A 21,655-nucleotide genomic window follows, 5' to 3' on the forward strand; every position below is an offset into this window, starting at 1 on the left:
GATTCATTTCTGCTTTTTCAAGCGGAGAATGCGCACTCATTTCTTTCATCTATCTATTATAATAATGACCCTCAAATTAATAGAAAGGAGAATGATAGAATGTTCGCAGTTAAAGACAAAGTCGCCATCGTCACAGGCGGTGGACGGGGTCTCGGGAAAGAAATGGCTCTGGCATTGGGAGGGGCGGGAGCGCATGTTGTAATCTGTTCGAGAAACCAAACAGCGTGTGAAGAAGTGAAACAATCACTCATTGGTTTAGGTGTGAGGTCACTTGCCATTCCTTGCGATGTTACGCAGAAAGGGGATGTCCTGAACGTGGTCGAAACGGTCATGAAAGAGTTTGGCAGAATCGATATTCTGATCAATAATAGCGGGACTTCCTGGGCCGGTCCTTTTGCAGACATCCCCGAAGATAAATGGGACAAGGTGATGGATGTCAATGTGAAGGGTGCTTTTTTGTTTTCACAGGAAGTGTCCCGAATAATGGTACAGCAGAAACGTGGAAAGATCATTAATATCGCTTCTGTTACGGGGTTTGGCGGAACGAATCCCATGCTTATGGATACGGTTCCTTATAACACGAGCAAAGGGGCGGTCATGACGTTGACAAAGGATCTTGCAGTGAAGCTTGCTCCACATAATATACAGGTGAATGCCATCGCTCCAGGGTTCTTTCCAACCAAAATCACAAAGGAATTATTTGCAAAACAGGGGAATATGATCAAGCAGCTTATACCGGCAAGGCGGTTTGGACAAGCAGAGGACCTGAATGGAGTAGCCGTCTTTCTTTCCTCATCTGCTTCCGATTATATCAACGGACATATAATAGTCGTGGATGGCGGCATACGAGCACAGGTATAAGGAGGGAAAGACATGGATCAATTTTATGAAGAATTGAAAAAGTTGTGGATGAGTGTAGAGTATGAGCTGAATCAATCGATTAAAGAGAAGCTGGATGATCCTGGATTGGTGGAGTCTATTACATTGTGCCTTGAATGGTTCCAAGTCGTTATCGGATATATTCAGCTCCTTTCTCTTGCACAGTCAATCCGCACGTTACATGAATAAAGAATGGTGGTGAAAATATGAAAGAAGAGAAGTACCAAAAGGAAATGGCCCGCTGGAAAGGATTCATCAACACCTTACAAAATGATAGTGAGTGGGAGCCGAACTTTTCAAGGGAGAAAATATGGAATAAATACAATAGTACGCTGTGGTTCTATGCTCCTGAAAAGACAAATGGGCATATCCCTGTATTTTTACTTTACTCCCATATCAATAAGCCCTCTATTTTGGATCTGACAAAGGAACACAGTCTCATAGGGAAATTTCTTCAAGAGGGATATGATGTGTATCTTCTCGAATTTGCTGAACCTGATGCAGAAGAGAGCGGGATCGGATTGGCGGAGTATCTTTCACAATATGTGGACCCTTGTATAAGACATGCCCTGAGACATAGTGGAAAAGACCAGTTGTCTCTATCCGGTTTTTGTCTGGGAGGGACGTTAGCGGTCATCTATGCAGCGTTACATCCTCAATTCATCAGGAATCTATTGCTTTTTGTCACCCCGATCGACTTTGACCAGATTCCCGATTACCACAATTGGGTGGAAGCTTTAAAAAAGGATGAGTTAGATGTGACAGGAATAATGGAACAAATCAATATTATTCCCGCACCCCTCGTTCGGTATGGAATGAGGGCTCTCACCTCCCCGATTTATTTTTCTCCCTATTTGTCTCTGCTAAATAAAGCTTATGATCAAGATTATGCCCAATATTGGTTTCGTTTCAATCAGTGGACAAACGATCATCTCTCCCTGACCGGTGCGATGGCAAGTGACATCCTGACGTATTTTATAAAAGAGAATGTTCTTATGAAGGGAAAGTTCAAACTCTCCGGGGAAATCGTAGATCTACAAAACATCCAGTCGAACCTCTACCTGATATCCTCTCAATATGACCAATTGGTACCTGCGTCAATCAGTACTCCTTTGATGGAGTTGGTATCGAGTAAGAATAAGCGAATCTCAGAGGTGGCAGGAGGGCATGCCAGCCTCATTAAATATGGGATATCAAATGAATTAAAAGAGTGGTTGCACGTCCATTCTAAATAAAAGGAGGGACTTATATGATGATGAATTGGGAAATTGAAACCCCGTTGGAGTATTTAGGTTTTGCCTATTTCGTTTTCAAGGAATGGATCAGCTCCTATTTTCAATAATACAGAGGGACGGTAGAATCCGGTATTCCACCGTCTCTTTTTCTGCAAATGCTGCTCGCATTTCTATCCAATCGACATCATTTCCCGGGAAAATATGAAGAATGCTGTCGGAAATGATATCGAATCGTAAAACGATCCAATAAAATTGCAATAGGTTTTAGTAGAGTCTTTTGATAAAATAGTAGATAATGCAAATTTTCTTGCAAAAGGTGGTGACGGATCATTGGTTGAGCTGTGGTTGCTGGAGGTTTTGAAAGGATTTGGGAAATTGTTTCTTCATCCTGTTTTATATCTGTCTATGTTTTTCGCTATCATGACGGGCTATTATCGTGTGAAAAGGGAACGGAGAGATTTCAATACGAGACTGCTGGATGGATATCATGATATGCGGCTTTTATTTTCCTATGGAATCGTACTTGGATTGCTGTTTTCGGTCGTTACGGTTGGAGCGGGAGTTGTGATTCCTTTCGCCGGAATCATCCTCATTGGGGCCGTGTCGATTCTGTTTGCGTTGACAGGTCGTTTTCAACTTATGTCAGCGACCATGACAGCAGGCTTTTCCTACTTCATATTAGTGGTGGTGGATTATTTTCAGTGGGACATCCCCTACGTAAATACATATGTGGAAAATTTGAACTTAGGTCTGCTGAGCTCTATTGTGGTGCTCCTTGGGGTGTTAACAATGATAGAAGGAATCCTGATTCGATTGAATGGCTGGAAGGATACTTCACCCCGGTTACTTAAAAGTGCCCGTGGCTTGAAGGTAGGAGCCCATCTCGGGAAGAAATTGTGGCTTGTCCCTATGTTCGTCCTGGTACCTACCGGGACACTGTCCCTTCCATTTGAATGGTGGCCGGTGTTTACTTTAGGAACTGAAACGTATTCTTTACTGTGTGTACCGTTTCTTCTCGGGTTTCAGCAATTAGTGAAAAGCACGTTGCCGGAAATGGCGATCAAGCATACGGGATCCCGTGTTTTCTGGATGGGTGCATTTGTATTGACCTTAGCCGTAACTGGATTCTGGGCACCTATGTTTTCGATTGGTGCAGCGGCTGTGGCCATCTTTGGTCGGGCATGGATCGCATACCGTTACCGGAGTACCGAGGATTCAAAGCCTTACTACTTCAAACGGCAGTCCAAGGGAGTCATGATTCTCGGTATCCTTCCTGGTTCACCTGCAAGGAAGCTGACCTTGGAAGTGGGGGAAATCGTCCTGAAGGTGAACGGTGTGGACGTGAATACGGAACGAGCCTTCTATGAAGCCCTTCAAAAGAACGGAGCTTATTGTAAGCTGGAGGTCCTTGGGGCAAATGGCGAGAACCGCTTCACTCAAGGAGCTTTGTATGAAGGTGATCATCACGAATTGGGGATCATATTTGCCGATGAGGCTTCGGGGTGGGGGCATCATCATGTTTCATAAGAATGACAAGAACCTCCAAGAACTAAAGATCCTATAGTCAGTGACTGGGACAAAATTGCTTTAGTCTAAGTAAAACCCGAACAAGCCTGCTTCCTTGTAGGCTTGTTCGGGTTTATTCGTTATTTTCGGTACTGATTCTGGCTTTTTTCAGCGGTTGATTGGAGTGCAAGACGAAGACACCTGAGGAAAACTAGCATATGGGAGACCCCCGCAGGCTCACGGGCTACCTGCGGAAAGTTTAGTCGAAGCTCATTGTTGTTTTTGAAGAAGCGTGTAGTGGATGATATCAGCTCCAATCAACTGGTAATCATAACCACAATCTTTGCGAAAACAACTAATTATAATCACCTTCCCTGTTAGTAGAATGTCAGGACTAATGGCATGTGAATATATTACTTCTTTATCTTTAGAAAATTCTGATACAGTCTTTTCCCCAAACAGGTTTATCGTTATAATGAATTTACTTTGTTAAAAAATTATCTGTTAGATTTATGAGGTGATGGGATGAAGCTTGATGACATTGATCGAAAAATATTACAGTTGTTAACAGAAAATGGACGCCTTTCTTACGCTGATATTGGGAAAGAATTGACTCTTTCCCGTACCTCTGTCCGGGAAAGAGTACATCAATTGATGGAAAATGGGATAATTGAGCGTTTTAGCGTAGTGATCAATTCTGAAAAAGTAGGAAAGCAGGTATCGGCTTTCTTCGAAGTAGATTGTGAGCCGGCTTATTTAGTGGAGGTCGCGCAAACCTTAGCTGATAATCCAAGTGTAGCGAGTTGCTATCAAATGACAGGGCCAAGCACATTACATATGCACGTGCTTGTCGAAGATTTTACAGCGTTAGAGAAATTTGTGAATAATGAACTGTATTCTCTGGAGGGCATTTCCAGAGTAGAAAGTCACATTCTACTCAGAAGATTCAAAAGTAGAAGTGGACTTAAATTATAGGATAAAGGGCTTAACCATCCATTTGGTAAGCTCTTTTTTTTGTTTTTGTTTTTGAAATACACCACGATAAGTTGAGTATTCAAAATAAATAAACTTTTTAGAAAAATGTGTAGATTTTCCTTTCGGTATCCGATATAATCGTCAATAACATAAAAACAGCTACGTTTGTTAGGTTAATGTTTCATTTGACCTAACAAACGAAAGCTTATTTTAAGTGGAATAATACGATCCGGAAAAGGAGGTTGGACATTTTGGCAGCACTTATCGCACGAAGATTTTTTGAACTATTACTTTTACTCATCGGTATTTCATTCCTGGTATTTGGCAGTATGCATATTGCCCCTGGAGATCCGGCATCCATTATCGGGGGTCCGACGGCAACAGATTCTGATATTGCCGCCATTCGCGATAATCTTGGTTTGAATGACCCATTTCTGGTTCAATATTGGGATTATCTGAAAGGAGTATTTCAAGGTGATTTTGGTTATTCCTATCAAACGAAGCAGTCCGTATCCGAAGCAATCGCCGTCAGGTTTCCGAATACGCTGAATCTCGCCATTGCAAGCATGATTGTCGCAATCGTGATCGGCCTCACTGCCGGGATTATTTCAGCCCTTAAACAAAATTCGTGGCTGGATGTTTCCAGTACCGTCGTGGCATTAGCAGGTATTTCCATACCGAATTTCTGGTTGGGCACCATCCTGATACTCGTATTTGCAGTGAACCTACAAGTCTTGCCCGTGGGAGGTCTTGATTCTCCCTTTTGGACGATAGAAGGGATGAAGCAGTTGATTCTTCCTGCGATCACATTGGGCACGGGTTCAGCCGCAATGATTGCCAGGATGAGTCGTTCATCGATGCTTGAAGTCATTCGGGCAGACTACATACGTACAGCCAGGGCAAAAGGATTGAAAGAGAAAACAATCATTTGGATCCATGCCCTAAAGAATTCGATGATCCCCGTGATTACCGTCATCGGATTAAATTTTGGATTCCTCCTTGGCGGGACCATTATTACGGAGCAGGTATTTGCCATCAATGGGGTGGGAAGGTTAATGATCGATGCGATAGCCGCGAGGGATTTCCCGATGGTTCAAGGTTCCGTATTATTAGTGGCCACGCTCTTTGTTCTTGTGAATTTGTTAGTTGATATTATTTATGTCTTTATCGATCCACGCATTAGCTACGATTAATAGAAGGGAGGAATGAGAGGGAAATGGCTGCTGAAGTAGTGACAACGAACTCTGTGAAAAGGTCTGTTCCATTAAAGAAAAAGGAAAAATACCTGTTAACAACCGCAAAGCGTTTGCTGAGAAATAAATTGGCTGTAATGGGATTGATCATTATCACTCTACAAATATTCCTGGCTATAGCAGCACCACTTATTACGATCCACGGACCGCTTAAACAAGATCTGGCAGCAAGTGAATTACCGTTATTCTCAGAGGGACACTGGTTGGGAACGGATAACTACGGCCGTGATATGTGGAGCAGGATCGTGTATGGAGCAAGAATCTCCCTTGTCGTAGGGATCACCGCTGTAAGTCTGGGTCTGATTGGAGGGGTAACCCTTGGTCTTCTCTCGGGTTATTACCGTAGGCTGGATGGGTTCATCATGAGGATTGTGGATTTACTCTTTGCTTTTCCTGGAATCCTCTTAGCTATGCTGATCATCGCCGTTCTCGGAACGAGTCTGGTGAATGTGGCGATTGCGATCAGTATTTGGTCCATACCGACATGTGCCCGTATCGTAAGGGGATCAGTATTATCGGTGAAGAAGCAAGAGTATATTCTAGCGATGAAATCACTCGGGGCGAGCGATCTCCGCATCATGGTGAAGCATATTCTGCCTAACTGTATAGCCCCCATCATTGTTTTCGCGACCATGAGAATGGCAACGGCCATCTTATCAACGGCTGCCCTCAGCTATCTGGGATTAGGGGCACAGCCGCCGACACCCGAATGGGGAGCAATGATTGCCCAAGGACAGAATTTCATGTGGACGTCACCACATATGACGATTGTACCGGGGATTGCCATCATGCTGATCGTATTCGCATTTAATGTGGTCGGAGACGGTTTAAGAGATGCACTTGATCCAAACATGAATATAAATCAATAAAAAATAGAGGGGGAAATAAAATGAAGAAGTGGCTTATTGCATTGGTAGGATTATTAGTTGTTTTTACGACGGCATGTTCAAGCAGTTCAAGTGGAAGTGGGGACAAAAATAGTGGAGAAGTCTCTCAGGAGTTAACGTATGCAACAACCTCTGATGTGGTGGGACTTTCGCCAATATTAACAAACGACTCGGTTTCCTCCAACGTCATTGAACAAGTCTATGAAACTCTTTTTACAAGAAATCCAGAGACAATGGAAATGGAGCCACTGTTGGCTGAATCATATGAAACACCAGACGATAAAACGTGGGTGATTAAGCTAAAAGAAAATATTAAATTCCATGATGGAACGGACTTTAATGCAGAAGCAGTTAAATATACATTCGATAAATTTATGGACCCTGAAACAGCTGCACCCCGTGCGTCACTATTGGAGCCCATTGAGTCAGTGAATGTTGTGGATGACTATACGGTTGAAATTAAGACTAAATATCCATATGGGCCATTATTGGCAGCATTGTCACATACAAATTCATCCATTGTCAGTCCGGCAGCTGATGAATCACAAGATTTAATGAAGGAACCTGTCGGAACCGGCCCCTTTAAATTTGTAAGTTGGACACCGGGGGATCAGGTTGTCATCGAGAAGAATGAGGATTATTGGCAGGATGCACCAAAGTTAGAGAAAGTCGTTTTTAAAGTGGTACCGGAAGTGACGACGGCGATTTCTATGCTCCAAACAGGAAAGGTTCAATTTATTGATGCCATTCCTACGGAACAATTGCAACGTGTGGAGTCTTTAAAGAATGTTGAGGTCTCGAAGCAGGAAGGGACACCTGTTTACTACATGGGATTCAATATGGAAAAAGAGCCGATGAACAATCCCGAGTTCCGCCAAGCGGTGGCTTATGCACTCGATCGTGAAGCCTATGTGAAAAAGTTGAATGGACTTGGCATTGAAGGAAACAGTGTAATCGGTCCAAAGGTATTCGGATATGATGAGTCAGCAAACGAAGAAGGGTATCAACATGATTTGGAAAAGGCGAAAGAGCTCGTGAAGGAGAATAACTTTGGAGATAAAGAGCTTACGATATTAGTAGCGAATCGTGATAGTTATATGTTAATGGCAGAAATTGCTCAATCCCAGCTGCAGGAAGCTGGTTTAAAAGTATCCATAGAGACGATGGAATGGGGAACATTCTTAGACACAGCCCGCGATGGGAAATATGATATGACGTTCCTTGGCTGGTCTAATACAACGTCAGATGGAAGTGAGCTATTGTATCCAAACTTCCATTCAGATAATGTAGGTTCGTCCAACCGAGTCCGATACAGTAATCCTGAGTTCGATAAACTTGTAAATGAATCGAGAGAAAATGTTGATCAAAATGTACGTGCCGAGAAACTGGACGAAGCGAATAAACTAATCGTTAAGGATGCACCGGTCATTGTCATGAATCATGGAGTGGTAACGGCAGCAACGGATCAATCTGTAAAAGGTCTTACATTAGATCCGACTGGTCAATGGTCGTTATACAACGTTTACAGAGAGTAGGGGTAAAGATGACAAAAGATCTATTATCTGTAAAGAACCTGGTCACAACTTTTCGAACAGCAGATGGTGAAGTATCAGCTGTTCGGGGGATATCATTTTCGATTAAAAAAGGGGAGACCCTCTGTGTCGTGGGGGAGTCGGGTTGCGGAAAAAGCATTACCTCACTTTCTGTAATGGGTCTTCTGCCAAGCAATGGGTTCATTAAGGAAGGGAGCATTGAATTTAAGGATCGACATTTAAACCGGTTGTCTTCAGAGGAGTTACGAAAAGTACGGGGGAAGGATATATCAATGATTTTCCAGGAGCCGATGACAGCGCTCAATCCCGTATTGACAATCGGATACCAATTGAGAGAACCGCTCATTTTACATCATAAGCTAAATAAATCAAAGGCTCATACACAGGGTATTGAATTGTTGAAACAAGTAGGGATTCCTTATCCTGAAAAGAGAATGAAACAATATCCCCATGAGCTAAGCGGGGGGATGAGGCAGAGAGTCATGATTGCCATTTCACTCGCTTGTCACCCACAGTTACTCATTGCGGATGAACCTACTACTGCGCTGGACGTTACCATTCAAGCTCAAATTCTGGACTTGATACAGGATTTGAAAGAAAAGCTTGGGATGGGCGTCATGATGATTACCCATGATATGGGGGTAGTCGCAGAAGTAGCGGACCGGGTGATGGTCATGTATGCAGGGGAAAAAGTAGAGGAGGGATCAGTAGAATCCATCTTTGAAAATCCGCAACATCCTTATACAAAGGGATTATTGCATTCTGTACCCAATTTGGATGAACCTGAGTTTGAACTTGAGGCCATTCCCGGTTCACTACCAAACATTAATGAAGAAATCAGTGGATGCCGTTTTCATCCCAGATGTCCTTATGCAATGGAAAAGTGTTCCGTTACAGCTCCAGATGATTTTGAATTGCCAGGAGACCACAGTGTAAAATGCTGGCTGCAGGAGGTAGATGAAGGTGCCGACAACCGTCAAAAAATCGTCCATACTTAAATTAGAAAGTGTAAAAAAATATTACCCGATCAAAGGTGGATTACTCAAAAGAGTTCAAGGCCATGTAAAAGCAGTAGAAGATGTCAGTTTAGAAATGTTTGAGGGTGAAAGTTTAGGTGTAGTCGGAGAATCTGGCTGTGGAAAATCTACATTAGGCAGAGCTGTTCTGGGATTGGAACCTGTGACGGAAGGGAAGGTGATCTTTCGGGAACAGGAGCTTCAGCATTTATCTGAACGCAACCGCCTGCCCTTCAAGAAGCAAATGCAAATGATTTTTCAGGACCCATATGCTTCTCTTAATCCAAGGCAGCGTATAGGGGATGCTCTTGAAGAGGTATTTATTATGCATACAAAGCTGTCCAGCAAAAATCGTAAAGAAAAAGTATACGAACTGCTTAAAGAGGTCGGGCTGAAGGAAGAACATTATGATCGATACCCCCATGAGTTCAGTGGGGGACAGCGCCAAAGGATAGGAATCGCCCGTGCCATAGCATTGAATCCTTCTGTCGTTATTTGTGATGAAGCTGTTTCTGCCCTGGATGTGTCTGTGCAGGCGCAAGTTCTGAAACTATTAAAGACGCTCCAGTCAAAATACGGGTTAACCTATTTATTCATCTCTCATGATCTCGGGGTGGTGCGTTATTTCTGTGATCGGGTAATGGTGATGTACTTAGGCAACACAGCAGAATTGGCATCTGCCAAACAGCTTTACGAAAACCCATTGCACCCTTATACGAAAGCACTCTTGTCAGCCATCCCCCGTCCATCGATTGAGAGGAATCGGAAGAGGATCCGGTTGGTAGGAGAAATTCCAAATCCTGCAAATCCTCCTTCGGGATGTACATTCCATACACGCTGTCCGATTGCTACAGAGATATGCAAGCAAAAGAAGCCGGTTTGGCGTGATATGGGAGATCAACATTATGTAGCATGTCATCATGTGGAAAAAGGAAGTGAACGATTATGAAGATGGATCATTTATATCAACCGTATTCTTCAATACGTAATACCGTTTTTGCAAAGAAAGGAATGGTGGCTACTTCTCAGCCACTTGCATCTCAGGCTGGTTTGGAGATCCTGCAAATGGGCGGAAATGCGATAGATGCTGCGATTGCGACTGCGGCAGCACTGACAGTAGTTGAACCTACCTCCAATGGAATTGGTGGTGATGCCTTCGCCCTGGTTTGGGTAAAGGGGAAACTTCATGGTTTAAATGCAAGCGGACCTTCTCCAAAAAGTATTTCCATTGAAGATGTTAAGAGGAAAGGGCATAAAGGAATGCCTGTGCATGGAGGTATTCCGATAACCGTTCCAGGTGCTCCGTCAGCATGGGCAGAGCTGTCAAACAAATTTGGAAAGCTTCCATTAAATAAGGTGTTGGCACCTGCGATTCGATATGCGGAAGAAGGGTATCCAATCAGCCCTGTACTGGGGAAGTATTGGGGGTTGGCCTACAAGAAGTTCCGGGAATTATTTAAGGATGATAAAAAATTCCAGCCCTGGTTCGATACGTTTGCCCCTAATAAGAGAGCTCCACTTATTGGGGAGATATGGTCATCGCCAGGTCACGCCGCCACTCTCAGGTTGATTGCAGAGTCAAATGGAGAGAGTTTCTATAGGGGGGAACTCGCAGAAAAAATTTCTTCCTATGTCGAGAGGTGTGGCGGTTACTTATCCAAGGAAGATCTTTCTGAATATAAAGCGGAATGGGTGACTCCGATATCAACAAACTACAAAGGCTACGATGTTTGGGAGATTCCTCCTAACGGTCAAGGGCTTGTTACTTTGATGGGATTAAATATCGTGCAGGGCTTCCATTTATCAGAAAAAGACGCAGTTGATACATATCATAAACAAATCGAATCCATGAAGCTTGCCTTTACCGATGGAAAAGCATTTATCACAGAAGAAAAAGAAATGCCGGTTTCTGTGGAACACTTATTATCTGAAGGATACGCACGCTCCAGACGGGAAATGATTGAAGAAGACGCGATCACTCCAAAAGAATATCAGCCCCAAAAAGGTGGAACGGTCTATCTGGCTGCTGCTGACGACGAGGGGAATATGGTTTCCTTCATTCAAAGTAATTATATGGGATTTGGTTCAGGCATTGTGATTCCAGGTACCGGTATTTCCATGCAGAACAGGGGCCATGATTTCTCTTTAGATCCTGATCATCCCAATGCGCTCAAATCCGGTAAGAAAACATATCACACGATCATTCCAGGATTTCTGACGAAAGGAGAGGAGGCGATAGGTCCATTCGGCGTAATGGGTGGATATATGCAGCCTCAAGGACATTTCCAAGTAGTGATGAATACGATCGATTTCCACTTAAATCCGCAAGCTGCACTGGATGCACCGAGGTGGCAATGGATAAAGGATAAGGAAGTGCTCGTTGAACCGGATTTTCCCAATCACATTGCGCAGGCATTAGCGAGGAAGGGACACCACATTAAAGTGGCGACAGATTCAGGGGCTTTCGGCAGGGGGCAAATCATTTGGCGAAATCCCGTTTCAGGGGTTCTGATGGGTGGTACCGAGTCGAGAACAGATGGAGCGGTTTCAGCTTGGTGATGAATATTTATTGATTGAGTGGAAGAGGGGGTGGCATCATGAAGCAATTGCATATATTTCTTGCCTTTTTTCGGGTGGGAATGTTGGGATTCGGAGGGGGACCTTCCTCCATTCCTCTTGTACACAAAGAAGTAGTAGAGAAGTACAAATGGATGAATGATGATGAATTCTCTGATGTTCTGGCACTGGGGAATGCCCTGCCGGGTCCGATCGCAACCAAGATGGCGGGGTATATCGGATTTCGGGTCGGTGGTTACCTGGGGATGATGAATGCCGTGTTAGCTACGATCATTCCCACCATTGTACTGATGGTATTACTCCTTACGGTTCTAAACACCTATAAAGACAAGAACTGGGTGCAGGGAATGGCAAGCGCAGTGGTACCAGTAGTAGGTGTGATGCTTGGAGTACTGACATGGGACTTTGTGAAAAAATCCCAAAAAAATATGGGGTGGAAAGTGACCATCGTTCTATTGGCGGGAAGTGTACTCTTACTTTCTGTTTTAGGAGTTCACCCGGCTATCGTGATTGGTTCACTACTGGGGTTTGCCCTACTTGCCCGAAATCCAAGTAAGGAAAAGCAGGTGAAAGCATCATGATTTATATTCATATTTTCTTAGCCTTTTTCATTCCCGGGATATTGGGGTATGGAGGGGGACCAGCCTCTATACCGCTTGTGGAAAATGAGGTAGTCGATCGCTACGAATGGCTGACTGTTAACGAATTCAGTGAAGTCCTTGCGCTTGGAAATGCACTGCCTGGACCTATAGCCACTAAAATGGCCGGATATATCGGCTATCAGCAAGGGGGGATTCTTGGCGCAGGTATCGGGGTGTTTGCGACTGTTGCCCCATCCTTGATATTAATGATCATGCTTCTTGGATTATTAATGAAATACAAGGATTCACCAAAGGTAAAACGGATGACAAGTTTAGTTCGCCCAACGATTGCCGTTTTGTTAGGGATCATGACGCTTGGATTTTTTATGAATGCATATGAGGGGATTGGAATTGTGCAAACCAGTTTGATTGCAGTCTGCAGTTACATTCTGCTGCAAAGAATGAAAGTGAGTCCTGCTTACGTAATAGGAGGAGCCTTACTATACGGGGCATGCTTCCTAGGTGTTTAGAACTTACCGCACCGCACAAGGAAGTATCCTGTCAAGAGTAGGTCTATGGAGAACTACAAATATGTCCATAAAAATGTTTAAAAAAACAAGCCTTAAGATAGACTCGAGGCTTGTTTTTTTTATTATAAGGCATCGGAAGTGGTCTCGCCATCCTTCTCCGTTTTATGAATAATCGCCGTACCGACCAAATCCCCTGTCACATTCAGGGCGGTGCACCCCATGCCGACAAGAGCATCGATCGCTGTTAATAGTGCAACGGTTTCCATTGGCAGGCCAATTTGTGCGAATACCGTTGCAATCATGATGATCCCTGCTCCTGGAACGCCAGCGGTTCCAATGGAAGCAAGCGTCCCCACGAGAACGACGACCAGCATGTCAGTCAGACTTAATGGATTGCCAACGACGTTGGCAGCAAACACTGCGGATACTGCGATTCGAATGGCAGCACCATCCATATTGATCGTGGCACCGAGTGGAAGGCTGAAGCCGTATAAACTTTTCGGCATATCGAGGTTTTTCGCTGCATTCAAGGTCAAAGGCAGTGTTCCCGAGCTGCTTTGGGTCACAAATGCTGTAACCATAGGAGTACGAACCTGAGCAAAGAACTTGCCGGCATTAATTTTAAATCCAACGAGGGCTATCATATATAGGGCAAGCTGGACAAACAGAGCAATGTAAAGAACGAGAATCATATTCCCTAGAGATAATAAAGTGTCTATTCCCTGATTCCCCACCGTATTTGCCATGATGGCAAAAATACCGATCGGAACGTACTGTAGGATCACCTTCATAATCATCATGGTGGCTTCGCTTAAGCCGCTCACGACTTTATATACATGTTCACCAAGTTCATGATATTCCGTTGTAGATCGTAAATACGAAATCGCAATCCCGAACACGATGGCAGTAAAGATGATCCCGAGCAGGTTCATATCTGTGAATGCCGAAACAATATTATCCGGTATGATATTCAGGAGGACATTCGTGACACCAGGATTCTCCGGCACCTTGAATTTCTCCGTCGTATCAAGTGTCATCCCTGTTCCCGGTTTAAAGATACTTGCAACGGCAATCCCGACAATAATGGCTAAAGCGGATGAGAATGAATAATATAAGAACGTCTTTCCACCCATTCGGCCGAGTTTACTTATATTCGTCTGGTTCACTCCTACTATAAGTGTAAACAGGATAAGAGGGATGATCAGGAACTTGAGCAATCGGATCAAGATATCGCCCAGCGGTGAAAGCACGGATGCATCCTTTCCGAAAATCAACCCAACAGCGATCCCCAGTACGAGAGCCACGGTTATTTTCATAATTAGGGATGTATTAAGATAACCTCTCCACAGAGATTTCATGTTTTACGCCCTCCTTAATAATAGATTTCCCCCCAAAGCGAATACATAACAATTATATAAATCTGATAGGTTTAGTGAGGATTCATTGTCATAAGATACAACAGATCAGAGGAAGTGTCAAAATACGTGCCTTTCATGGATTCGTGTCTGTATCCAAGAAAAAGATAGAAAGAAGGAGCTGCCAATTCGACAGCTCCTTTCAATTTTAATAAATCGACATATGACGGTTCTTTCCTTGTAGTATTTGGAAAACTCCATATAAAAACAAGCCGACTGCGACGATTCCGAGCAGCCACTGTCCGAAAGGCTGCTGTGCGATTTTGGATAATGCTCCATCCAGTCCTTTCGTCTTATCGGGATCTGCCGTAATGGCCGTTTGAATAAAGAAATACCCGATCAGTAAAAAGACAATCCCACGTGAATACAGACCGAGTTTCCCTGTTTTCCTTCCAAGTTCCCATTCTTTATTTGTCATTTCATGGCGTTTAAATTGGTTGGTGTATTTCTCTGAATAAGCTTGATGAATCTCATAGAGGGCGAACCCGATAATGGCTATTCCGACAATTCCGACGATCCATTGACCGAAAGGCTGTGCCAACAGTTTGGCTGACAGGGTCTGCTTGGAACCTGAACCGGATCCTGAGCCTTTAGCGTGCATGGCTATGGCGATTGCGTTATACGTCAAGGAACCATAAGCAAGTCCGGTAATCAGATTAGCCAGTCTTCTGAACATGGATTTGCCGCCGTTTTTCACGTGTTCTGGATCATTGATCACTAGAATGAGGCACCATAGGACGATTCCGGTCAGCCCTATTCCGAGGAGCCAAAGAAGGACTTCACCGAACGGTTTGCTTGCCACAGCAGCAAAAGCTCCACTCGAGTCTGACATACTCCCCCCTATTCCAAAGGCAGCCATAAAGGCTAGTGCTCCGATCAACATATAAACGATTCCTCTGGAGATATAACCGATTCGTGCAAATCCTTTAATCCAAGGTTTTATATCATTAGATGAAACGGTTGAATGCCCCGTGCTGTCACTTGAGGGCGTAATGGATGAAATCCCTGCCATAAACGTTTCTTCCTTTCTAATTCCATTTTCGTATGACTAATGTATGCTATTCCCTGGATAACGAAAAAACAAACCTATTTAACGAACAGTAAATGTTGGAGTAATTGAGATGAATTTGCCTGTTTTTCTTTAACATTTTTTTTTGTAAATAAGCTATTTACAACCCTTGTGGAGAGGAGTAATATATCTATCATCAAATGAATATTCTTTATCGCTTAATTCATTATTTGAAGCGGGGGAACCATTAGTACTATAGGGGTGAATCCTTTCTCATGAAAGGTAGGGCTACTTCCATGTCCCGAATCCGGCAGCTAACCTCGTAAGCGTAGTGGGAGAGGATGATACTTGTGATCTATTATGGATAATGACCACAGGCTTAGTTCCTGGTGGTCTTTTTGCGTTGTCTATTTGTGAACATGAACAATCAGTAAATGGTTAAGCTATAAAAAAGGTTTTGGAGGATTTCATCATGAAAAAGCAGTTTGCCGTTATTGGATTAGGAAGATTTGGGGGGAATTTGGTTCAAGAGCTGGCCGATTTGGATGTTGAAGTGTTAGCCATTGATATTCATCATGATGTGGTACAGAAATATATCGATATTGCCACCCATGCTGTGCAGGCGAATGCCATGGATGAGTCGGTTTTGAAGTCACTTGGTTTACGAAATTTTGATCACGTCATTGTTTCCTTCGGGGATAATATAGAAGCAAGTATACTCACGACGCTCCTCCTTAAGGAATTAGGTGTGAAGGAAGTGTGGGTGAAAGCATCAAATTCATATCATCAGAAGGTACTGGACCGGATCGGGGCGGATAAAGTCATTCATCCGGAACGGGATATGGCAAGAAGGATCGCCCATCATATCACGTCTGAAAAGATCATCGATTATATCGAGCTGTCGAAAGAGCACAGCATTGTAGAGGTATATGCGTCTAAGAAAGTAGCCAATAAAACCTTGAATGATCTCGATGTCCGGGCCAAATTCGGCTGTAATATCATCGCCATCCATCGGGGGGAAGAAGTCATTGTATCTCCTTCTGCCGATGAAGTGGTAGAAATAGAGGATCTTCTGATCGTCATAGGACATAATCGGGATATCAACCGATTTGAAAAAGAAGGTGTATAAGGATGAAACAAAAGGTCATTCACTTAAGTCCGCCTCAACTGCTGGTTGTGACCTTTCTATTTTTTATCATTTTGGGAATGGGGCTGTTGAAGTTTCCATTTGCCACCACTGAACATATCTCCTGGCTGGATGCCTTGTTCACGACTACGTCGGCCATGACGGTTACAGGTCTTGCTGTCGTCGATACAGGGAGCGTCTACACTCTATTTGGAGAGATTGTCGTCATGAGCTTGATCCAGATCGGGGGACTGGGCATCATGTCCTTCGCCGTCTTGATCTTTATGATGCTTGGGAAGAAAATCGGATTTAAAGAACGATTGCTCCTGCAACAGGCACTGAATCAAACCTCTGTTGGCGGTGTCATCAAGCTTGTGAAATATTTATTTGTTTTTTCCTTTATAGTGGAGGGTATCGCCGTCATCCTGTTGGCGGCGGAATGGGTACCTGAGTATGGTTGGAGGAGAGGGTTGTACGTCAGTTTATTTCATTCGATTTCTGCTTTTAACAATGCAGGATTCTCCCTCTGGTCAGACAGTTTGATGGGCTACGTGGGAAGTCCTGTCGTTAATTTAACCATTTCCTTTCTCTTCATCCTGGGAGGAATCGGGTTCACCGTCCTGGTGGATCTCTGGAAGTCGAAAACCATCCGGAAACTGTCTCTCCATACGAAAATCATGGTGTTGGGAACCTTTATCATCAACGTCTTTGCGTTTTTGATGATTTTTATCCTGGAATATAATAATCCCAATACACTGGCTCAATTGCCCTTTCTTGATAAACTATTCGCTTCCTATTTTCAAGCAGTCACCCCCCGTACGGCAGGGTTTAACTCCCTTGATTACGGAAGTATGGAAAGGTCCACCCTGCTCCTGACGATTCTCCTTATGTTTATCGGAGCAGGAAGTGCTTCCACGGGTGGAGGGATAAAGTTGACCACTTTTGTTGTCATTTCTTTGAGTGTGTTTGCATTTTTAAAAGAGAAGAAAGACATTCGTATTTTCAGGCGTACCATTGATCAAACCTATATCTTTAAAGCATTGGCTGTATCCATGATCAGTGTGCTTCTTGTTTTTACGGCTCTTTTTTTCCTGGAAATGACGGAAAAGGACGTTTCATTCCTGTCTCTCGTTTTCGAAGTGGTATCGGCATTTGGGACGGTAGGACTGTCCATGGGGATCACGGGGTCTCTTTCTGTAATAGGAAAATGGATCATTATCGTTGTGATGTTTGTAGGGAAACTCGGGCCTCTCACACTGGCGTTCTCTTTATCCCGTCCTGATAAAGAGAAGATCCGTTATCCTAAAGAAGACATATTAACAGGTTAATAGGAATGAAATCGGCTTTCGTGCTTGCCTTTCCCGGGTGAGCGGGGAAGTCGATTTTTTTATAAATCAAGCAAGAATCAACTCATGACCTCGCATAAGTCTAAAAACACGATTGTTAAGCGTTTTCATCACAGGTTTTTGATATTGACTAAAGCCTTGACCGGGATTATACTGTTGAAAAATTCTGAACTTTTGGTGGTGCTGTTGTTGAAGCGTGTGTATAATTTTTCTGCTGGTCCTGCTGTGTTACCTGAACCTGTGTTGAGGAAGGTTCAGGAAGAGTTATTGGATTATGGGGATACGGGTATGTCGGTGATGGAATTAAGTCACCGGTCTGTCCCATTCCAAAATATAATAGAAGAAGCTCGAAGCATATTGCGTGAATTGCTTTCGATACCTGATGACTATCAAGTGATCTTCCTGCAGGGGGGAGCTTCCCTGCAATTTTCCATGATTCCCCTTAATCTTCTTGGTGAGGGACAGGAAGCCGACTATATTCTGACAGGAAGCTGGTCAAAGAAAGCTGTTAAAGAAGCAGAGAGGGTAGGTAAGGTTCGGACGGTATCACCTCATGAGAAATTTGAAATTCCTGTCTACACACCAGAAGATTTTTCACCGCAATCGAGTTATGTACATATCACATCCAATAATACGATCGAGGGAACCCGATACCATGAGTATCCTGATACAGGCGGAATTCCTCTTGTAGCAGACATGTCATCTCAAATCCTTTCTGAGAAAATGGATGTTTCTTCTTTCGGTCTCATTTATGCCGGCGCCCAAAAGAATTTAGGTCCATCCGGGGTGACGGTTGCCATCATTCACGACAGTCTGGTCGGTCGGGCATCGGATCACTGCCCGACCATGCTGAATTACGAAACGTATGTGAAGCATGAATCCCTCTTCAATACGCCACCGACCTTTTCCATCTATGTCTTGAAGCTTGTATTGGAATGGGTGAAGAAGAACGGTGGAGTGGAAGGGATGCAGGCGCGTAATGAGGAAAAAGCGGCTCTTCTTTACAATTGTATCGATGAATCATCGTTATTTCATAATCCTGTTCCTGAAAAAAATCGTTCCCTGATGAACATTCCTTTCTCGACGGACAATGAAGATCTTAATGCTCAATTTTTAAAAGAAGCCAAATTGAAAGGGTTTGAGTTTCTGAAAGGTCATCGTTCCGTAGGTGGAATGAGGGCAAGTCTGTACAATGCCATGCCCCGAGAAGGCGTAGAAGCACTTGTCGATTTCATGAAAACATTTGAAGCTGATCAAGGAGGAGTATCATAATGATTTCAATCAATACGTACAATGCCATCAGTCAAAGCGGTTTATCCCTCATCGAGGATGACATCAACTACCATTTGAATGGGAATGGAGATCCCGATGGAATTCTCGTCAGATCTAAGAATTTACACGATTATGATTTCCCGGCTTCCGTTAAAGCTATTGCACGTGCAGGGGCGGGAGTCAATAATATTCCCATCGACCTCTGCACGGAAAAGGGGATTGTCGTCTTTAATACACCTGGAGCCAATGCTAACGCTGTAAAGGAGCTGGTCCTCGCCAATTTGATTGCCTCCTCCCGTAACCTGTACTCTGCCGTTGGCTGGACAAACTCGTTAAAGGAGTCGGAAGAGGATGTTCCCGGTGTTGTGGAAGCGAAGAAAAAGGAGTTCGTAGGAAGTGAAATCAAAGGGAAGAAGCTTGGTGTCGTAGGTTTAGGTGCGATCGGTGTCCTGGTTGCCAACGATGCACTTGCCCTTGGGATGGATGTGGTGGCATACGACCCATTTATCTCCGTCGACGCTGCATGGCGTTTATCCCAGGATGTGAAGCGTGCCCATCAGATCGAAGAAGTGTGGGCAGAGTGTGATTTTGTCACTTTGCACATCCCGCTGACAGATAAAACAGCAAGCTTCGTAAGCGGAGAGGCCTTTAAGAAAATGAAAAAAGGAATGACCATCTTGAATTTTTCAAGAGGTGAGCTTGTAGAAGAAGATGCCATGGCCGGTGCATTGGACTCAGGTGTTGTTCGAAAATATGTAACGGACTTCCCGAATCAAAAGGTCCTTGCCATGAAGAACGTCGTGCCTGTTCCCCATCTTGGTGCTTCTACGGTCGAATCGGAAGAAAACTGCGCCATCATGGCTACCAAGCAGCTGAAGACGTATCTTGAAACAGGGAATATCAAGCATGCTGTCAACCTCCCGGACGTAGAGCTGCCGTACAGTGGGAAAATGAGAGTAACGGTCATGCATCAAAATATCCCAAACATGGTGGGACAGATCGCCACGGTCCTTTCCGGATATGCCGTCAACATCGCTGATATGATCAATCGCAGTAAGCATACGTGGGCCTACACGATGATCGATCTTGATCAAAAGGTAACGGAAGATGAACAAGTGGATGTCAAACAAAAATTGAAAAAGATTACCGGCGTCGTCTCTGTACGTCTTATATAATGTGACAAACACTCCCTTATTTGATGAGGGAGTGTTTTTATCACTACTTGCTATCCTGAAAAAATATGGACAGGCTATCGTCACGTATCATTCCCCCGTAAAATACCATATTAGTATAGAGAAGTAGAAAAGGATAAGCCACGAATCTTTGCATCGGCCGACTCTCCTTGATACTATTTTCATAAAATAAAGATAATCAGTGAGAGGAGAATACCATGGGAATTCATCATTATTTCAAAAGTTTATCAGATCTTGAGACCCTCATCCGTTGTCCGGGTCGATTCAAATACCATGAACACAATGTGGCAAGTCATTCGTTTAAAGTAACGAAAATCGCTCAATTTCTTGGTACAGTGGAAGAACAGAACGGGAAAGAACTCGATTGGAAGGCGCTCTACGAAAAAGCATTGAACCATGATTATGCAGAACTGTTTACAGGTGATATCAAAACGCCTGTGAAATATGCTTCAGGAAAGCTGCGGGAACTCTTCAGCCAGGTGGAAGATCAGATGGTGAATAAATTCATCTCAACGGAATTTCCACCCCAATTCCAGGAAGTATACCGTGAACGTTTCAAAGAAGGAAAGGACGAGACCCTTGAAGGAAGGATTTTATCCGTGGCAGATAAAATTGACCTTTTGTACGAATCCTTCGGGGAAATTCAAAAAGGAAATCCTGAACCGTTGTTTATTGAAATATATCAGGAGGCCCTGTCTACAATCGTGCAGTATAAAGATCTGGAATGTGTACAATATTTCCTCGAATACGTCCTTCCCGATATGCTGTCCGAAAAATTCATCCCCCACAGCGAGCTGAAAGAACGGACCCGGAAACTGATCCGGGAGGGTGACGAATAAGACCCCCCTTTCCAGAATGGGGAAACTTCGGTAGAATATGTGGTATTCCCTTATTTTCGAGGAGAGTTGAACGTGTCCAAAATTATATTAGGCTTATTTTTACCAGGATTGCTTGTCGTTTTGTTCACAAGGGTGACGTATAATCATTATGTCGGTTTGATCTTGACCGTTGCCCTTATTGCGGCTTCGGTGTCAAAGGGATATACGGATTCGTGGTTACTCATAGTCATAGACGCGGCATCGTTGACCGCCGGATTCTGGTATAGTGACCGGATGATGAAAAAAGCTAAGAGAAGTGCATAACGAATGAAGGCACTTCAATAAAGAAGGCCCTCCCGGTGGCTAACCCCAAAAGTTAGAGTTTTGTTATGCAGCTGATTGGATGGACTGAGTTCGGTATTCGACTGGACTTAGTCCATCCAATTTTTCTTTTGAACGTTCATGATTGTACCAGTGGATATAT

Annotated in this window: 22 protein-coding genes and 1 riboswitch; of the genes, 19 read left to right on the top strand and 3 right to left on the bottom strand. The window is 43.8% G+C overall.

Features of this window, described 5'->3' with window-relative positions; genetic code table 11:
* Positions 1-99: 99 nt before the first annotated feature.
* From BAA9072_RS17695 to BAA9072_RS17755, 13 genes are all read left to right on the top strand, one after another.
* Entirely contained in the window at positions 100-861 is a 762-nt protein-coding gene (locus BAA9072_RS17695) for a glucose 1-dehydrogenase (RefSeq protein WP_201716012.1), read from the top strand.
* A 12-nt stretch (positions 862-873) separates the two neighbouring features.
* Positions 874-1,068, top strand: coding sequence for a hypothetical protein (locus BAA9072_RS17700; protein ID WP_201716013.1), 195 nt, complete (start codon positions 874-876; stop codon positions 1,066-1,068).
* Positions 1,069-1,085: 17 nt separating this feature from the next.
* On the top strand, positions 1,086-2,114 hold the full coding sequence (locus BAA9072_RS17705) for an alpha/beta fold hydrolase (protein WP_201716014.1): 1,029 nt from the start codon (positions 1,086-1,088) through the stop codon (positions 2,112-2,114).
* A gap of 330 nt (positions 2,115-2,444) precedes the next feature.
* Positions 2,445-3,641 carry a PDZ domain-containing protein gene (locus BAA9072_RS17710; RefSeq protein ID WP_201716015.1) on the top strand — a complete coding sequence of 399 codons (1,197 nt, stop codon included), beginning with the start codon at positions 2,445-2,447 and terminating at the stop codon, positions 3,639-3,641.
* Between the two features lie 504 nt (positions 3,642-4,145).
* Complete coding sequence (locus tag BAA9072_RS17715) at positions 4,146-4,595, top strand: Lrp/AsnC family transcriptional regulator (RefSeq protein ID WP_201716016.1); 450 nt, start codon at positions 4,146-4,148, stop codon at positions 4,593-4,595.
* 251 nt (positions 4,596-4,846) lie between these two features.
* Positions 4,847-5,788: a nickel ABC transporter permease gene (gene nikB / locus BAA9072_RS17720; protein ID WP_201716017.1), complete on the top strand. Its 942-nt coding sequence runs from the start codon at positions 4,847-4,849 to the stop codon at positions 5,786-5,788.
* A gap of 23 nt (positions 5,789-5,811) precedes the next feature.
* Positions 5,812-6,717, top strand: a complete 906-nt coding sequence (locus BAA9072_RS17725) for an ABC transporter permease (RefSeq protein WP_201716018.1) — start codon at positions 5,812-5,814, stop codon at positions 6,715-6,717.
* 20 nt (positions 6,718-6,737) lie between these two features.
* Entirely contained in the window at positions 6,738-8,270 is a 1,533-nt protein-coding gene (locus tag BAA9072_RS17730) for a glutathione ABC transporter substrate-binding protein (protein ID WP_201716019.1), read from the top strand.
* A gap of 8 nt (positions 8,271-8,278) precedes the next feature.
* Positions 8,279-9,286, top strand: a complete 1,008-nt coding sequence (locus tag BAA9072_RS17735) for an ABC transporter ATP-binding protein (RefSeq protein ID WP_201716020.1) — start codon at positions 8,279-8,281, stop codon at positions 9,284-9,286.
* Positions 9,246-10,253 carry an ABC transporter ATP-binding protein gene (locus BAA9072_RS17740; protein WP_201716021.1) on the top strand — a complete coding sequence of 336 codons (1,008 nt, stop codon included), beginning with the start codon at positions 9,246-9,248 and terminating at the stop codon, positions 10,251-10,253. Before BAA9072_RS17735 ends, BAA9072_RS17740 begins: the two co-directional genes overlap by 41 nt.
* Positions 10,250-11,863 carry a gamma-glutamyltransferase family protein gene (locus BAA9072_RS17745; RefSeq protein WP_201716022.1) on the top strand — a complete coding sequence of 538 codons (1,614 nt, stop codon included), beginning with the start codon at positions 10,250-10,252 and terminating at the stop codon, positions 11,861-11,863. Before BAA9072_RS17740 ends, BAA9072_RS17745 begins: the two co-directional genes overlap by 4 nt.
* Positions 11,864-11,901: 38 nt before the next feature.
* Positions 11,902-12,462 (top strand): chromate transporter, encoded by a 561-nt coding sequence (locus tag BAA9072_RS17750; RefSeq protein ID WP_201716023.1) that lies wholly within the window; start codon positions 11,902-11,904, stop codon positions 12,460-12,462.
* The gene (locus BAA9072_RS17755; RefSeq protein ID WP_201716024.1) at positions 12,459-12,992 is read left to right on the top strand and encodes a chromate transporter; all 534 of its coding nucleotides are present in this window, start codon (positions 12,459-12,461) and stop codon (positions 12,990-12,992) included. Before BAA9072_RS17750 ends, BAA9072_RS17755 begins: the two co-directional genes overlap by 4 nt.
* Positions 12,993-13,114: 122 nt before the next feature.
* Here the strand turns inward: BAA9072_RS17755 and BAA9072_RS17760 are convergent, their stop codons facing one another.
* Complete coding sequence (locus BAA9072_RS17760) at positions 13,115-14,350, bottom strand: dicarboxylate/amino acid:cation symporter (RefSeq protein WP_201716025.1); 1,236 nt, start codon at positions 14,348-14,350, stop codon at positions 13,115-13,117.
* A 205-nt stretch (positions 14,351-14,555) separates the two neighbouring features.
* Positions 14,556-15,419 (bottom strand): DUF1206 domain-containing protein, encoded by an 864-nt coding sequence (locus BAA9072_RS17765; RefSeq protein WP_201716026.1) that lies wholly within the window; start codon positions 15,417-15,419, stop codon positions 14,556-14,558.
* Positions 15,420-15,621: 202 nt separating this feature from the next.
* Positions 15,622-15,761: riboswitch (cyclic di-AMP (ydaO/yuaA leader) on the top strand.
* Positions 15,762-15,888: 127 nt separating this feature from the next.
* Here BAA9072_RS17765 and BAA9072_RS17770 point away from each other — a divergent pair.
* The 6 genes from BAA9072_RS17770 to BAA9072_RS17795 all read left to right on the top strand — a co-directional run bounded on the left by BAA9072_RS17770 (position 15,889) and on the right by BAA9072_RS17795 (position 21,495).
* Positions 15,889-16,545 carry a potassium channel family protein gene (locus tag BAA9072_RS17770; RefSeq protein WP_201716027.1) on the top strand — a complete coding sequence of 219 codons (657 nt, stop codon included), beginning with the start codon at positions 15,889-15,891 and terminating at the stop codon, positions 16,543-16,545.
* 2 nt (positions 16,546-16,547) lie between these two features.
* Positions 16,548-17,870, top strand: coding sequence for a TrkH family potassium uptake protein (locus BAA9072_RS17775; RefSeq protein ID WP_201716028.1), 1,323 nt, complete (start codon positions 16,548-16,550; stop codon positions 17,868-17,870).
* A 207-nt stretch (positions 17,871-18,077) separates the two neighbouring features.
* On the top strand, positions 18,078-19,160 hold the full coding sequence (serC, locus tag BAA9072_RS17780; protein WP_201716029.1) for a 3-phosphoserine/phosphohydroxythreonine transaminase: 1,083 nt from the start codon (positions 18,078-18,080) through the stop codon (positions 19,158-19,160).
* The gene (locus BAA9072_RS17785) at positions 19,160-20,335 is read left to right on the top strand and encodes a phosphoglycerate dehydrogenase (protein WP_201716030.1); all 1,176 of its coding nucleotides are present in this window, start codon (positions 19,160-19,162) and stop codon (positions 20,333-20,335) included. The genes serC and BAA9072_RS17785 overlap by 1 nt, the downstream gene beginning before the upstream one ends.
* A gap of 215 nt (positions 20,336-20,550) precedes the next feature.
* A complete protein-coding gene (locus BAA9072_RS17790; protein WP_201716031.1) occupies positions 20,551-21,192 on the top strand; it encodes an HD domain-containing protein in 642 nt (213 codons plus the stop codon).
* A 72-nt stretch (positions 21,193-21,264) separates the two neighbouring features.
* Positions 21,265-21,495, top strand: coding sequence for a CsbA family protein (locus BAA9072_RS17795; RefSeq protein WP_034764322.1), 231 nt, complete (start codon positions 21,265-21,267; stop codon positions 21,493-21,495).
* Between the two features lie 63 nt (positions 21,496-21,558).
* Here BAA9072_RS17795 and BAA9072_RS17800 read toward each other — a convergent pair.
* On the bottom strand, positions 21,559-21,655 hold a 97-nt coding region (locus tag BAA9072_RS17800; protein ID WP_201714309.1), incomplete at its 5' end, for an IS3 family transposase.

This window comes from Rossellomorea arthrocnemi (assembly GCF_904424705.1).
Taxonomy (GTDB): domain Bacteria; phylum Bacillota; class Bacilli; order Bacillales; family Bacillaceae_B; genus Rossellomorea; species Rossellomorea arthrocnemi.

Excerpts from the sequence above, each read along its gene's own strand:
- BAA9072_RS17790 (WP_201716031.1), top strand. The coding sequence starts at position 20,551 with ATGGGAATTCATCATTATTTCAAAAGTTTATCAGATCTTGAGACCCTC.
- BAA9072_RS17695 (WP_201716012.1), top strand. The coding sequence starts at position 100 with ATGTTCGCAGTTAAAGACAAAGTCGCCATCGTCACAGGCGGTGGACGG.
- BAA9072_RS17775 (WP_201716028.1), top strand. The coding sequence starts at position 16,548 with ATGAAACAAAAGGTCATTCACTTAAGTCCGCCTCAACTGCTGGTTGTG.
- BAA9072_RS17750 (WP_201716023.1), top strand. The coding sequence starts at position 11,902 with ATGAAGCAATTGCATATATTTCTTGCCTTTTTTCGGGTGGGAATGTTG.
- BAA9072_RS17725 (WP_201716018.1), top strand. The coding sequence starts at position 5,812 with ATGGCTGCTGAAGTAGTGACAACGAACTCTGTGAAAAGGTCTGTTCCA.
- BAA9072_RS17745 (WP_201716022.1), top strand. The coding sequence starts at position 10,250 with ATGAAGATGGATCATTTATATCAACCGTATTCTTCAATACGTAATACC.
- BAA9072_RS17785 (WP_201716030.1), top strand. The coding sequence starts at position 19,160 with ATGATTTCAATCAATACGTACAATGCCATCAGTCAAAGCGGTTTATCC.
- BAA9072_RS17760 (WP_201716025.1), bottom strand. The coding sequence starts at position 14,350 with ATGAAATCTCTGTGGAGAGGTTATCTTAATACATCCCTAATTATGAAA.
- BAA9072_RS17770 (WP_201716027.1), top strand. The coding sequence starts at position 15,889 with ATGAAAAAGCAGTTTGCCGTTATTGGATTAGGAAGATTTGGGGGGAAT.
- BAA9072_RS17730 (WP_201716019.1), top strand. The coding sequence starts at position 6,738 with ATGAAGAAGTGGCTTATTGCATTGGTAGGATTATTAGTTGTTTTTACG.
- BAA9072_RS17700 (WP_201716013.1), top strand. The coding sequence starts at position 874 with ATGGATCAATTTTATGAAGAATTGAAAAAGTTGTGGATGAGTGTAGAG.
- BAA9072_RS17755 (WP_201716024.1), top strand. The coding sequence starts at position 12,459 with ATGATTTATATTCATATTTTCTTAGCCTTTTTCATTCCCGGGATATTG.
- BAA9072_RS17715 (WP_201716016.1), top strand. The coding sequence starts at position 4,146 with ATGAAGCTTGATGACATTGATCGAAAAATATTACAGTTGTTAACAGAA.
- BAA9072_RS17705 (WP_201716014.1), top strand. The coding sequence starts at position 1,086 with ATGAAAGAAGAGAAGTACCAAAAGGAAATGGCCCGCTGGAAAGGATTC.
- BAA9072_RS17740 (WP_201716021.1), top strand. The coding sequence starts at position 9,246 with ATGAAGGTGCCGACAACCGTCAAAAAATCGTCCATACTTAAATTAGAA.
- BAA9072_RS17735 (WP_201716020.1), top strand. The coding sequence starts at position 8,279 with ATGACAAAAGATCTATTATCTGTAAAGAACCTGGTCACAACTTTTCGA.
- BAA9072_RS17765 (WP_201716026.1), bottom strand. The coding sequence starts at position 15,419 with ATGGCAGGGATTTCATCCATTACGCCCTCAAGTGACAGCACGGGGCAT.